We start from the raw sequence: 15,640 nt of genomic DNA on the forward strand, positions 1-15,640 counted from the left end.
CAAATTTATGAAGTGAATGGAGAACGAAAAAGCGTTGTTCGCTATCCATAAATTGCTAAAAAATAAAATAAATACAATTCTATAGTTGGCTAAAAAGGGGAATTTTCCCCCTATAATAAAAAAAACTATGTTTGCAGACATGTTTTAATTACACATCAATGAAAAAAACACTACTCTTAATTGCATTTACCATTTCGTTATTTAATTATGTAAACGCTCAAAATGTTACTATAACTAACCCAAATGGCGGAGAAATTTTTTATAGTTGTGAAGAGCACTTAATTAGTTGGAATTCCTCTGGTGTAAGTTCAGATCTTTGGAATTTAGATTACTCATTAGATGGAGGAATTATATGGACTTCTATTGCAAGTAATTACTTGTCTGCTAACGATACGTTTTTATGGACAATTCCTTTTATAGAATCAGAAACTGTATTAGTAAGGGTTATCAATGCTGTTGATACGAATGCATCAGACACAAGTGACGCTTTTTTTAGTATACGAATACCTGTTGAAATCATTTCGGCTAATGGAGGTGAGACGCTGGTGGGAAATACAATGCATACTATTACCTGGAATGCTGTTGGTACTTCAAACAACTATACGATTCAATACCGTGTTGCAGAATCAGGCTCTTGGATTACTATAGTTAACAATTATTCAACTGCTTCAGGATCTTACGACTGGAATGTACCTCAACTATCGCTAAGAGAGAATTGTAGAATACGCATCTATGACTCTCAAGAGTTTTGTAAACAAGACATTAGTGATAGTGTATTTACAATAACGCCTACGCCACCAATATTAACCTATCCTAATGGAGGAGAAACGCTAGATTCAGGATGTGCCTATAATATTCAATGGAATCCTAGCACTTTATATACTTCAGTCAGACTTGACTATTCCTCAGATAATGGAATTACATGGAATACTATTGTAAACGGAACTTCTAATGATGGAAATTATGGGTGGACAGCTCCTAATAGCTTACCAACAAGCACCTATCTAATTAGAATAAGTAATATAGGAGATACCTCTTTATTAGATACTAGTGATGGTAGCTTTACTGTACAACCTATGGTGGAGTTAACGGATGATTTTTTAAATATCGTAACAAGTGGCTGTGAAATCTTGCCAATAAACTTTAGAGCTTCTTCTTGTGAAAGTCGTTTCGATTTTTATTACAGTGAGGATAATGGCACTACATGGAATACCATTGCTACCAATGTATCCAAATCAGGTACTTCTACATCAGTAAGAACTTATGACTGGAATATCCCGAATACCATTGATAGTAATACTGTACGAGTAAGAGTTGTTCCAAGATTCCATACAGAAAATGAAGCTATTAGCGAAAATTCATTTACTATTACTCCCAGTAACCATATTACTGTTACTTCACCCAATGGTGGCGAAATACTTGTAGGGAATACAAGCCATACTATTACTTGGAGTACATCTGGTAATACTTCAAACAGTTATACCATTCAATACCGCACATCAGCATCAGGTTCTTGGAGCAACATTGTTACTAATTATACAACTACTGCAGGAACTTATAATTGGAACGTACCTCAATTATCTCTAAGAGAAGACTGTAGTATACGTATCTATGACGCTCAAGAGTTTTGTAAACAAGATATTAGTGATAACGTATTTACAATCACGCCTGCTCCGCCAGTGTTAACCGCTCCTAATGGAGGAGAAACGCTAGATTCAGGATGTGGTTATAATATTCAATGGAATCCTAGTACTTTATATACTTCAGTCAGACTTGACTATTCCTCAGATAATGGAGTTACGTGGAATACTATTGTAAACGGAACTTCTAATGATGGAAGTTATGGGTGGACTACCCCAAATAACCTGCCGTTAAATACTTACATAGTTAGGATAAGTAATGTAGGCAATACCTCTTTGTTAGATACCAGCGATAGTACTTTTAGTATAAGACCTATGGTTGAGCTAACGGACGACTTTCTAAATGTTTCAACAAATGGTTGTGAAATCTTGCCTATAAATTTTAGAGCTTCTTCTTGTGAAAGTCGTTTCGATTTTTATTACAGTGAAGATAATGGCACTACATGGAGTACCATTGCTACCAATGTATCTAAATCCGGTACTTCTACATCGGTAAGAACCTATGACTGGAATATACCAAATACTATTGATAGTAATATTGTAAGGGTAAAAGTAGTCGCAAGATTCCATACAGAAAACGAGTCTATCAGCGAAAATACATTTACCATCTCTCCGAGTAACCATATTACGATCACTTCACCTAATGGAGGAGAAACACTAGTAGGGAATACAAGTCATACTATTACTTGGAGCACATCTGGTAATACTTCAAATACCTATGTCATTCAATACCGTACATCAGAATCAGGCTCCTGGAATAACATCGTTACTAATTATACAACGACTGCTGGAACTTATATATGGGACGTACCTCAACTATCTCTTAGAGAAAATTGCAGCATACGTATCTATGACGCTCAAGAATTTTGTAAACAGGATATTAGCGATAATGTATTTACAATTACACCTGCTCCACCTGTGTTAACGTATCCTAATGGAGGAGAAACGTTGGACTCTGGATGTGCTTATAATATTCAATGGGATTCTAGTACTCTGTACACTACAGTCAGACTTGACTATTCTCCAGATAATGGGATTACATGGAATACTATAGTAAACGGAACTTCTAACGATGGCGTTTACGGATGGACTACTCCTAATAGTTTGCCTACAAACACCTATATAGTTAGGATAAGTAATGTAGGTAATACCTCTTTATTAGATACCAGCGATAGTACTTTTAATATAAGGCCTATGGTAGAGCTAACGGATGACTTTCTAAATATTTCAACAAATGGTTGTGAAATCTTGCCTATAAACTTTAGAGCTTCTTCTTGTGAAAGTCGTTTCGATTTTTATTATAGTGAAAATGATGGAACTACATGGAATACCATTGCTACTAATGTATCTAAATCTGGTACTTCTACATCGGTAAGAACCTATGACTGGAATATACCAAATACTATAGACAGTAATACTGTAAGGGTAAAGGTAGTTGCAAGATTTCATGTTGAAAACGAATCTGTTAGCGAAAATGCATTTACCATCTCTCCAAGTAATCATATTACAGTTACTTCGCCTAATGGTGGCGAAATACTTGTAGGGAATACAAGTCATACTATTACGTGGAGTACACCTGGTAGTACTTCAAATACCTACACCATTCAATATCGTACATCAGCATCAGGTTCTTGGAGCAACATTGTTACTAATTATACAACTACTGCAGGCGCTTACATCTGGAACGTACCTCAACTATCTTTAAGAGAAAATTGTAGCATTCGTATCTATGACGCTCAAGAGTTTTGTAAACAAGATATAAGTGATAATGTATTTACTATCACACCTGCTCCGCCAGTGTTAACGTATCCTAATGGAGGAGAGACGTTGGACTCAGGATGTGCCTATAACATCCAATGGGATACTAGTACCTTGTACACTACAGTCAGACTTGACTATTCTCCAGATAACGGAATTACATGGAATACTATAGTAAACGGAACTTCTAATGATGGAAATTATGGATGGACAACCCCTAATAGTCTGCCATTAAGCACTTATATAATCAGGATAAGTAATGTAGGTAATACTTTATTGTTAGATAGTAGTGATAGTACTTTTAGCATAAGACCTATGATTGAGTTAACGGATGATTTTTTAAATATTTCAGCAAACGGTTGTGAAACCCTGCCTATAAATTTCAGGGCTTCTTCTTGTGAAAGTCGTTTCGATTTTTATTATAGTGAAGATGATGGCGCTACATGGAATACCATTGCTACAAATGTATCCAAATCTGGAACTTCTACATCAGTAAGAACCTATGATTGGAATATCCCAAATACTATTGATAGTAGTATCGTAAGAGTAAAAGTAGTGGCAAGATTCCATACAGAAAACGAGTCTATCAGCGACAATTCATTTACAATCTCTCCTAGTAACCATGTTACAGTTACTTCTCCTAATGGAGGAGAAATACTAACGGGGAATACATCTTATAATATTACTTGGAGTTCATCTGGTAATACTTCAAACACCTATACAATTCAATACCGTACATCAGAATCAGGTTCTTGGAGTAACATTGTTACTAATTATACAACTACTGCGGGCACTTATATCTGGAACGTACCTCGATTATCTCCAAGAGAAGATTGTAGAATACGTGTCTATGACTCTCAAGAATTTTGTAAACAAGATATTAGTGATAATGTGTTTACAATTACACCCACTTCACCAGTATTAACCTATCCTAATGGAGGAGAAACGTTAGACGCTGGATGCGCCTATAATATTCAATGGGACTTTAATACCTTGTACACTTCGGTAAGACTAGACTATTCCTCAGATAATGGAGTTACTTGGAACACCATAGTAAACGGAACTTCTAATGATGGAAATTATGGATGGACTACTCCTAATAGTCTGCCGTTAAGCACCTATCTAATTAGAATAAGTAATGTAGGCGACACCTCTTTATTAGATACTAGTGATAGTACTTTTGGTATAAGACCTATGGTAGAATTAACTGATGATTTTTCAAATATTTCTATAAATGGTTGTGAATCCTTACCTATAAATTTTAGAGCTTCTTCTTGTGAAAGTCGTTTCGATTTCCATTATAGTGAAAATGATGGAACTACTTGGAATACCATTGCTACAAATGTATCCAAATCTGGTACTTCTACATCGATAAGAACCTATGATTGGAATCTTCCAAATACCATTGATAGTAATACTATAAAAGTAAGAGTGAGAGCAAGATTCCACCCAGAAAATGAAGATATCAGCGACAATGCTATCGCTATTGTTCCTAGTAACCATATTGCAATCACCTCTTTAAATGGAGGAGAAATATATACAGCAGGTGTTTCACAATTAATCAGTTGGATGGGTTCTCCAGAAACATCAGGAACGTATACAATTCAATATAAAAGAAATAATACTTCATCTTGGAGCACTATTGCTACAAATGTATTTGGAACTAATTATAATTGGACAATTCCAAATATATACTCAGAAGAAGTTACGCTTAGAATATTAGATGCTAATAATACTTGTATTTCGACCAGCAGTGCTCATTTTACAATTCTTCCTTTAAATCCTGTGTTAACTTCTCCAAATACGAATGTTACATATTATGCAGGAGAAAATAGAACCATAACTTGGCTATCATCGAATATGTTTACTTCAACTGTTCGTTTAGACTATTCTACAGACAATGGAAACAGTTGGATAAATATAATTACCTCTACATCTAATGACGGAAGCCATAGTTGGGGTGTTCCTGCACAAAATAGTTCTGATTGTTTAATTAGAGTAAGTAATTATAACTTTCCAGAGTTCTACGATATTAGCGACACTACTTTCACCATCAAACCTGCGGTTACAATTCTAACGCCGCAAGGAGGTATTACTGCTACTGATTGGAGAGGATGTACCGTTACATCTATAACTTTTGATCATGGTTCTAGATGGAATGATTATGGAATTCAATATAGTATAAATAACGGATCAACTTGGGTTACTATAAATTCCAATTGGAGAGCTACTACAAATCCAGCTACTTATCAATGGGATATGAGTAATATTGCAACAGATAATGCACTTGTAAGAGTGTATCCAAGAGGTACAGCGTCTACAGGTGTTTACAGTGATGTTTCTGATGCTCCATTCATTATTGAAGAACCTATAAAAATTATCAGTGGAAATTATGGCGGTATTTTAACTGCCGGATCTTCGTATGATATTCTTTGGGAATCTGATGGAATCTCAAACTTTTATGATATTTTCTATTCTACGAATAATGGAGCTACCTATACAGCAATTGCAACGAACTATCAAACTTCGAGTAATGTGTATACGTGGACTGTTCCTAATACTATTTCCTCAGACTGTATTTTCAAAATAGAAGATCATTTAAATTCTTGTAAAAGTAATACGAGCGAAATTCCTTTTAGCATTCAGAACGATCCTGCGGTAATAACAATTACGGATCCAAATGCTGCTGGCACAACTTTAAATGCTTGTGAAACACACACTATTAAATGGAATGAAACAGCAGCAATTCAGTTTTACGATATTGATTATTCTGTCAATAATGGAAATACTTGGATACCTATTGCGACAAATTATGAAACTACTTTAGGCGAGTATGATTGGACAATTCCAAACATATCAAGTGAAAATGTTATACTTAGAGTAACTTCATTTACAAACCCAAGTAATTTTGATGTTACAGATGCTTCTTTTACAATACAAGAAGAAATTTTGAATACAATAACAATTGAAAGCTCTTCACAAACAGATATTTGCTCAGGAGAAGATGTATTATTTACAGCAATCACTAAAAATTCGGATGATATATTACAATATCAATGGAAAATAAATGGCGTAAATACAGGGGTAGATAGTGATACTTTTTCCAGTAGTATATTAGTTTCTGGAGATGTTATTTCTTGTGAAATAACAACATCTTACAGTTGTTTTCCAGTAACCAATATAACATCTAATACAATAACTATAAACTCTGTCACTCCACTCGTAACTCCAGCAGTGACAATAAGTGGTATTGATCAAGGTGTCATTTGTAATTTTACAACAACTACTTTAACGGCAAATGTTACCAATGGAGGAACAAATCCTAGCTATCAATGGAAAATAAATAATACAAATGTAGGATCTGATAATCCACAATTTTCAACTACTAATTTAGAAGAAGGAGATATTATTAGTTGTGAAGTTACTTCAGACTTGGAATGTGTATCTGTACAAACAGTTACTTCTAATGAAATAACAATAGCAACGGTTTCTCCAGGAGCTCCAAGTATTCCTCAAAACCTTTCAGGAGCTGTTCTTGTTTCTCAAGGAGCATCAGAAATATATACTATTGATCCTGTGGCTGGAGCCACTTCTTATGAATGGAGGTTAGCAAATAATGGATGGACTAACAGTACGCTAACAAATGAAGTTACGATCCCTAATATTATGGAATCTGGAACTTTATATGTTTCTGCTGTAAACGATTGTGGTAGCAGTATTGAAAAAACATTATACATTACCATTTCTCCAACAACAGAATTTTCATTGGAATTAAAAGTATTTTTACAAGGTGCTGCGCTCAATCCAAATATTGGAGAAGAAAGCTTGATGCGTGATGATTTGCGTATAGCAGGATTCATTCCAGCAAGAAGCCCGTATACAGATATGATTTCGTGTAATCCAACGGTGTTTAATATCGTAGGAGAAAATGCTATTGTTGATTGGATTTGGGTAGAACTTCGTGATCCTAATAACAATTCTGTTAAATACTCGCGCTCAGCATTATTACAACGTGATGGTGACATTGTGGATATAGATGGTACTTCAGCATTAATCTTTTCAACAGAAGAAAACACCTATTACATCGCTATAAAACACCGTAATCATTTAAGTATTATGAGTAGTGTAGCATATACCTATACTTCTGGTATTAATAATATTGACTTTACAAGTAGTAGTGCACAGATTACGTATGGTAGCAATGCTCAGGCTACCTTCGGAATGCTAAACAGTAAAGTAGGAATGTGGGCAGGAAATGTAGATGGAGATACAGGAGTGCAGTATTCTGGAACCAATCCTGATGTGCCAAGTATTCTCTCTAAAGTACTTAATGCTCCAGGAAACTTCCTAAACTTCCCAACCTACGTTGTAAGTGGTTATGCTAGTGATGATGTAAATATGGACGGAAACACACAATATTCAGGAACCAATCCTGATACGCCAATTATTTTACAAAATGTATTAGCGCATCCTGGAAACTTTTTAAACTTTAGTACCTATCAAATTAAGGAACAACTACCTGAAAACTTAGAATAATTAAAGTAAACTTATAATAAAAAGGTATAACAGCAATAGGCATTTAACGCCTTAAAAAACAAAAAGTCTTGTTAAATTCTAACAAGACTTTTTTGTGTGCTAGAAAGTCTGTACATTTAATATATATTCGAGTTACGGATACTCATATATACTTATTAATTAAGAAATCGTGAGTGCTAGGCAATTGAAAATGGCATCCTTTTTGTTTTAGTTTGATTGAATTTGTGAAACAAATTTATATCGAGAAAAAATAAAAAATACAGTGCATAGCTAGGCTAAACCACACAGGCTAAGTAATGTGTTATTTGGAAACTCTATATAATGAACGTGATTTTACCCTATGAAGAAATACTATACGATAGCGATTATTCTGATCGTTTCTCTATTTATAATAAGTGCGCAACAGCGACATCCATTTTACATTCAAGATTATACAACGCAAGATCAATGGATTGATAGTGTATATACAAACATGACGCAAAAAGAACGAATAGGTCAGTTATTCAATGTAGCTGCGTATTCCAACAAAAATGCTGCGCATGTCAATGAAATAAAACGATTGATTAAGGAGTATCATATTGGTAGTTTAACGTTTTTTCAAGGCGGTCCAGTACGTCAGGCGAAATTGACAAACGAATATCAAAAACTCTCCAAAGTTCCGTTGCTTATCGCAATGGATGCGGAATGGGGTTTAGGCATGCGACTCGATTCTACCTATAGTTATCCTTGGAATATGACGCTTGGCGCGATACAAAACGATTCCATCTTAGAACAAATAGGCACGCGTATAGGAACACATTGCAAACGCTTGGGCGTGCATCTTAATTTTGGACCTGTAGTAGATATAAACACAAATCCGAACAATCCAGCTATAGGAAATCGCTCGTATGGTGAAAGCTTAGAAAACGTATCAAACAAAGCAACCGCATTTATGCGTGGCATGCAAAGTAAAGGTATTATTTCTTGTGCAAAACATTTTCCAGGACATGGAGATACAGCTTCAGACTCGCACACAACATTGCCAACGTTAGAATTTTCTTCAGGGCGTTTAGATAGTATTGAAATTGCTCCGTACAAACAATTAATCTCAGAAAACATCGGAAGTATTATGGTGGCGCATCTCAATGTGCCTAGTATGGAACCTATGGATGGATTGCCTGCTTCATTATCATACAATATAGTCACCAAAAAACTCAGAGAAGAAATGGGGTATAATGGTCTAATAATTACAGATGCATTAAACATGGCTGGTGTTGCCAAAGATACCATCCCCGGAAGCGTAGAACTTTCTGCATTTTTAGCTGGAAATGATATATTATTGATGTCTAAAGATGTGCCAAATACAGTTGCTTCGTTTGAAGAAGCAATATTACTCGGAACAATTACGGAAGAGCGCTTGGCATATTCTGTAAAAAGCATTCTAAGAGCAAAATACAAGCATAATCTAAAAACATTTGAGCCAATCAAAATAGATTCTTTGGTTGAAGATTTACACACTATAGAAGATGATATATTACACCGAAAAGCTATAAAGCAAGCAATCACGGCGGTAAAAGTAACGGATAGCATATTACCATTCAAAAACTTAGCGAAAGAAAAAATTGCATATGTAGCAATGGGTGATGACAATGGAAAAACCTTTGTGAATACGTTGCGTAAATATGCTGCTATACGTGTGGTAAAAGGAAAGAATTTGGCTGACTTAATTCAAAAATTAAAACCATATACAACAGTAATTGTAGGTTTTCATAAATCGAATGCAAATCCTTTGAAAAGCTATAAATTCACGGAAAAGGAAGTTGTTTGGCTGCAGGAAATTGCTCGAACCAATACGGTAGTTCTAGATGTATTTGCAAGTCCGTACAGTTTATTACAAGTAAAAAGCTTTACAAATATTGATAACATTCTTGTATCATATCAAAATAGTGATGAAGCACAAGAAATCTCTGCACAAATCATTTTTGGAGCATTAAAAGCACAAGGAAAGCTACCCGTATCTATCAAAGAAGAATTTCCTATTCATACTGGTGTAGAAACAACTACTTTACCACGTTTGATGTATGGTTTGCCCGAAACAGTTGGTATTAATTCGCAAAAATTAGCACGAATTGATTCGTTGGCAAAATTAGTAGTTTCACAACGAATGGCGCCAGGTGTACAATTACTAATAGCACGTAAAGGAAAAGTCATTTACAATAAAAACTTTGGATATCATACGTATGATAGAAAACGAAAAGTAAAAGATCAAGATATTTATGATGTTGCTTCCATGACGAAGATTCTGGCAACCTTACCATTAGTAATGCAATTAGAAGAAAGTAAAAAAATCACCTTGCAATCGAAATTGGGAGAATTGATGCCAAAATTCAAAGGAACCAACAAAGATAAGTTGAAAGTCATAGAAGTATTATCACACTATGCACGTTTAAAACCTTGGATTCCTTTTTATATCAATACATTAGATAGTGTTACCAAAAAACCATCTCCAAAATGGTACAGTGATTCACTAACAAAAGAATATTCTATAAAAGTGGCGCATAAAATGTACATGAAAGAAGAATACAAAGATTCTATCATGCAACGTATCATTGATAGTGACTTATTAAAAAGGCTTCGTTACAAATATAGCGACTTACCATATTACATCTTAAAAGACTATGTAGAAGGTGAATACAAATCGAATTTAAACAAATTAACACAGCATTACTTTTACAAATCTTTAGGAGCACATTATACAACATACAATCCGTTAGAAAAATTTAGAAAATCTATGATAGTTCCGTCGGAAGAAGACGACTATTACAGAAATCAAAAATTGCAAGGCTATGTTCATGATATGGGCGCAGCCATGCAAGGTGGAATAGGAGGACATGCAGGATTGTTTAGCAATGCCAATGATGTTGCCAAAATAATGCAAATGTATTTACAAGGAGGAAGCTATGGCGGCAAAAAATATTTTGAAGCCAAAACCATTGCAAAGTTCAATACCTGTTACTATTGTGCACAAGACAATAGGCGTGGAGTTGGTTTTGACAAACCGCAACTAGGCGATGCAGGACCAACCTGTGGATGTGTATCCATGACAAGTTTTGGACATTCAGGATTTACAGGAACGTACACGTGGGCTGACCCGGATGAAGAAATTGTATATGTATTCCTATCCAACCGAACCTATCCGACTATGTCGAATAGAAAATTAATTAAAACTGATATACGAACCAAGATTCAAAAGCTTATTTACGAAGCCATTGAAGACTAAATTAAACTGATTTGAAAATAGCAATAGTATGTTATCCAACATTTGGCGGTAGTGGTGTAGTTGCTACCGAACTAGGAATTGCCCTAGCCAATAGAGGACACGAGATACATTTTATAACCTACAAGCAGCCTGTTCGTTTGGCTTTATTAGGCGAAAACATTCACTTTCATGAAGTAAATGTACCAGAATATCCATTATTTCATTACCAGCCGTATGAGCTTGCTTTATCGAGTAAATTGGTAGATATGGTAAAACTGCATCAAATTGATTTGTTACATGTACACTATGCTATTCCGCATGCATATGCAGGCTATATGGCAAAACAGATGTTGGCAGAAGAAGGAATTACGGTTCCGATGGTAACAACATTACACGGAACAGATATTACGTTGGTTGGAAGTCATCCATTTTACAAATCAGCAGTAACGTTTAGCATTAACCAATCTGATGTAGTAACGTCGGTTTCTGAAAGCTTAAAGCAAGATACGTTGCGTTTATTTGATATTAAACGTGAAATAGACGTTGTACCTAACTTTATTGATGTCTCAAAATATGATCATGGGTTTACAGATTGTCAGCGTAGTTTGATGGCAACTGAAGGTGAAAAAATTGTTACACACGTTAGTAACTTCAGAGCTGTGAAACGTATAGATGATGTCGTTCGAATCTTTAATGAAATACAAAAAGAAATCCCAGCCAAATTAATGATGGTTGGTGAAGGACCAGAAAAAGAACCTGCAGAACAACTATGTGAAGAACTAGGTATTTCGGATAAAGTTATATTCTTAGGAAATAGTAATGAAGTTGATAAAATATTGTGCTTCTCTGATTTATTCTTATTACCATCAGAAACGGAAAGTTTTGGATTGGCAGCATTGGAAGCCATGATATCTTCTGTTCCAGTAATTTCAAGTAATACAGGAGGAATTCCAGAAGTAAATGTTCATGGAGTTTCAGGATATTTGAGCAATGTGGGTGATATTCATGATATGTCGCAAAACGCTTTAAAAATCTTAAAAGACGATGCGGAGTTAGAAAAATTCAAAATAGGAGCAAAGGAACAAGCGTTGGAGTTTGATATCAACAAAATTGTACCTGTATATGAATTTATCTATCAAAAGGCATTTGAAATGGCGTAGGTAGGTCGCTTCGCTTTTGGGTCGCTTCGCTTTTGGGTCGCTTCGCTTTTGGGTCGCTTCGCTTTTGGGTCGCTTCGCTTTTGGGTCGCTTCGCTTTTGGGTCGCTTCGCTTTTGGGTCGCTTCGCTTTTGGGTCGCTTCGCTTAGGTTCTTAAAAATCTAAAGTCGTCACTTCGAGTTAATTTGCTTTTGCAAATTTGTATCGAGAAGTACTTTGAAGTTGCAATGTCATTCCTGCGAAGGCAGGAATCCACAGTTAGTTATGAATGGATTCCGCATCAAGTGCGGAATGACAGATATTTATATGAAGTACTATGAAATTATAAATAAAAAATTTTAAATAAAGAAGTATTTTGGAATAATGAATAACAAAGAGCAAGTTATAAGTTTAGTAGTTTCGTTACTTAACTTAAAAGTTATTTTACTCAATACTCAATACTCAATACTCAATACTCAATACTCAATACTCAATACTCAATACTCAATACTCAATACTATTCTCCCAACACCAACGATTCCGAATTAATACAAAAACGCAAACCACTTGGTTCTGGTCCGTCTGGGAATACATGTCCTAAGTGTGCGTCGCAGGTACTACAAGTCACTTCTACGCGCACCATGCCATGTGTAGTATCTTTAATATAATCAATAACATTCTCTTTTATTGGTTCGGTAAAACTTGGCCAACCACTACTAGAATTAAACTTCAAGTTTGAATCAAACAAAGGCGTATTACAACACACACATTCATACACTCCTGGATCATAGCGACTGCAATGTTCTCCAGAAAATGCACGTTCGGTTCCTTTCAGGCGTGTAATGCGATATTGTTCAGGTGTTAACTGTGCAATCCATTCTGTTTCTGTTTTCTCAACACGTGTGTCAGGTTTTTTATTTCCTTTGGTTGCATAATGTATAATATCTTTCCAAGTAAGCATGTTTTCTTCTTTTTTCTTCCTGTAAAGATACGGAGAATGTCATTAATGTAATGATTGTGTTGATGGTGTATTTGATTGCTTTACTAAATACTAAATGTAGAAGTTTTAATTTGATTAGGGATTAGGGATTAGGGAATAAGTTAGAAGTTTACTAGTTTCTTGTTTGAATTTAAAAGGTTTGTAAACAACTTAACCCAAAACCTGTCACATTGAGCGTAGTCGAAATGCAAACCCCAAAACCCGTATATTTATCCATCATAAAAAATTACAAAGAGTTTGTTCATGAAAAAACTAGTATTACTCCTCATCTATATTTTTTTCAGCATTGTTACTGCACAATCTAATGTTTCGAATGAAGCATCGGTTGACGAATTAATCAAATCCTATTCTAAATTCATATATAAAGATGCATCTAAGGCATTAACATATGTGCTGCAAGCAAAAGATTTGGTAGCTGTTCAACGTAATGAAGAACAATTATCAGAAGTACATTATTATATAGCTAAATGCTATAATCGCTTAGGTGAAAACAAGAAGGCACTCATAAATGTAGAAATAGCCATATCTAAAGGTGTAGCATTCAATGATATCCTTTTTTTATATAAATACTTTTTCTTAAAAGGAACTATTTATTCTGAATTGGGTGATGACTCCAAATCGCTTATCGCATATTTAAAAGCTATGGAATATGCAAAAGAGATAGAAAGTCCTATCTATGAAATATCGCTTCTTTCCAACATTGCACATATAAAAAAATCACATAAGGATTTTAAAGAAGCTATTGATTTGTATAAAAAGCTACTAAAGCGTTTAGAAGGATTACCAGAGGATCAGGATACTAAAATTAATAGACTTGTAGCACTTATAAATATTACAGATTCATATCTGTGGGTAAAAAACACTGATGAAGCAGCAGTGTATAATGAGCTAGCATTAAACAACTGTTCGGCTACAGATATGCCTTGGGCATACTATCCTATATTAATGAATAAGGCAATTATTCAGTATCAAAAAGAAAAATATAGTGAATGTGTATCAGTTACAAAAGAAGTGAGCACGTATGCATTAAAAGCTGAAAAGGAAGCTTTGTATTTAACGTCTATATTCTATCTTGGAAAAAGTGCATACAAGTTACAAACCTATCAAAAATCAATACAATACTTAGAGCAAGCGCTTGAGATTATAAATGTTAATGATAATGTAGATATTAATGAAAAGGAATTGCACGAATTTCTAGCATTAGGATATAATAAAATAGGCAACTCTAAAAAATCACTCTTTCATTTTGAGATATATGCAGCATTAGAGAAAGAGCAAAGTGCAGAAGATTTAAAAATAAATAATGAAACGCATCAATTGGTTGATATTGTTCCGCTAAAAACAGAAATAGACGAATTAGGCGTAGCACTTACAAAGCAAACAAAGAACAAAAAATGGCTTAGTATTACCTCCATATGTTTACTTATTTTACTTATCAGTTGCATTATATACTATAAAATAAGAGAAAACCGTACGCGTACCAAGTTTAAGGAACTCATGAAGAAAGTGTCTGAACTTGAAAATAATGAAGTAAAGAAAGAGGTTCCTAAAAAAGCAGCAATTTTAGATGATAAGATGAAGGTTTTATTAGATAAAATAAGTGACTTTGAAGACAAAGAATATTACTTATTGCAAGAATGCAGTTTAGGGTTTATGGCAGAAAAACTGGAAACAAATACTTCCTACTTATCCAAAGCCATTAATAAATACAGAGGAAAATCGTTTACAACCTACATTACAGAGTTGCGCATCAATGCAGCTTTAATTAAAATAAAAAACGATACACTCATACAATCATATACAATTAAGGCTATAGCAGAGGAGTTTGGGTTTAAAAGGCAGGAAACTTTTGCAAAAGCTTTTAAGTTTTATACAGGCATCTATCCTTCTCAATATGTAAAAAATCTAAAAAAAGAAGCGTAATATATTGATGATTCATAAAGCATCAATACATTAATTTTTATTTTACGATCTAAATTTGTTGTTTCATGCACAATTCAATTTTAAACAATAGTATTATGAAAAAAAAGAACCTAAAAAACCTGACGTTGCATACATATAAGATTTCTAATTTAGCATTGCTTCATGGTAAAACAGGAGGAACAGAAACCACAGCTACGGTTACGAATGTAAATGGAAACCCTAATAATTTTACAGGAGAACCTCAATGCCCAACATATATTATAAACTGTGCTTCTTTAAATTTTGATGACTGCGCTACAAACGGTAGTGCCACAAAAGCACCGCCACCAACAGAACACGAAGGTTGTTTTGCTAATGATGTTATCGGAGGATTTTAAAACAAATAATAGACAGTAAACATATAAAAAAG

The 15,640-nt window shown here is 34.5% G+C and carries 6 protein-coding genes; 5 read left to right on the forward strand and 1 reads right to left on the reverse strand.

Translation table 11 applies throughout. From position 1 onward, the window contains the following. Positions 1-158 precede the first annotated feature (158 nt). The 3 genes from ACUUYC_RS17790 to bshA all read left to right on the forward strand — a co-directional run bounded on the left by ACUUYC_RS17790 (position 159) and on the right by bshA (position 12,332). Positions 159-7,934: a hypothetical protein gene (locus tag ACUUYC_RS17790; RefSeq protein WP_474268024.1), complete on the forward strand. Its 7,776-nt coding sequence runs from the start codon at positions 159-161 to the stop codon at positions 7,932-7,934. Positions 7,935-8,274: 340 nt separating this feature from the next. After that, the gene (locus tag ACUUYC_RS17795) at positions 8,275-11,193 is read left to right on the forward strand and encodes a glycoside hydrolase family 3 N-terminal domain-containing protein (RefSeq protein WP_474268025.1); all 2,919 of its coding nucleotides are present in this window, start codon (positions 8,275-8,277) and stop codon (positions 11,191-11,193) included. A gap of 11 nt (positions 11,194-11,204) precedes the next feature. Beyond that, entirely contained in the window at positions 11,205-12,332 is a 1,128-nt protein-coding gene (bshA, locus tag ACUUYC_RS17800; protein ID WP_474268026.1) for an N-acetyl-alpha-D-glucosaminyl L-malate synthase BshA, read from the forward strand. Positions 12,333-12,825: 493 nt separating this feature from the next. On the opposite strand, the gene msrB is transcribed toward bshA, so the two are convergent. Further along, on the reverse strand, positions 12,826-13,269 hold the full coding sequence (msrB, locus tag ACUUYC_RS17805; RefSeq protein WP_474268027.1) for a peptide-methionine (R)-S-oxide reductase MsrB: 444 nt from the start codon (positions 13,267-13,269) through the stop codon (positions 12,826-12,828). 282 nt (positions 13,270-13,551) lie between these two features. On the opposite strand from msrB, the gene ACUUYC_RS17810 reads away from it, so the two are divergent. Next, positions 13,552-15,231 carry a helix-turn-helix domain-containing protein gene (locus tag ACUUYC_RS17810; protein ID WP_474268028.1) on the forward strand — a complete coding sequence of 560 codons (1,680 nt, stop codon included), beginning with the start codon at positions 13,552-13,554 and terminating at the stop codon, positions 15,229-15,231. A 95-nt stretch (positions 15,232-15,326) separates the two neighbouring features. After that, complete coding sequence (locus ACUUYC_RS17815) at positions 15,327-15,608, forward strand: hypothetical protein (RefSeq protein WP_474268029.1); 282 nt, start codon at positions 15,327-15,329, stop codon at positions 15,606-15,608. The last annotated feature ends 32 nt before the right edge of the window (positions 15,609-15,640 follow it).

This window comes from Kordia sp. E (assembly GCF_056033805.1).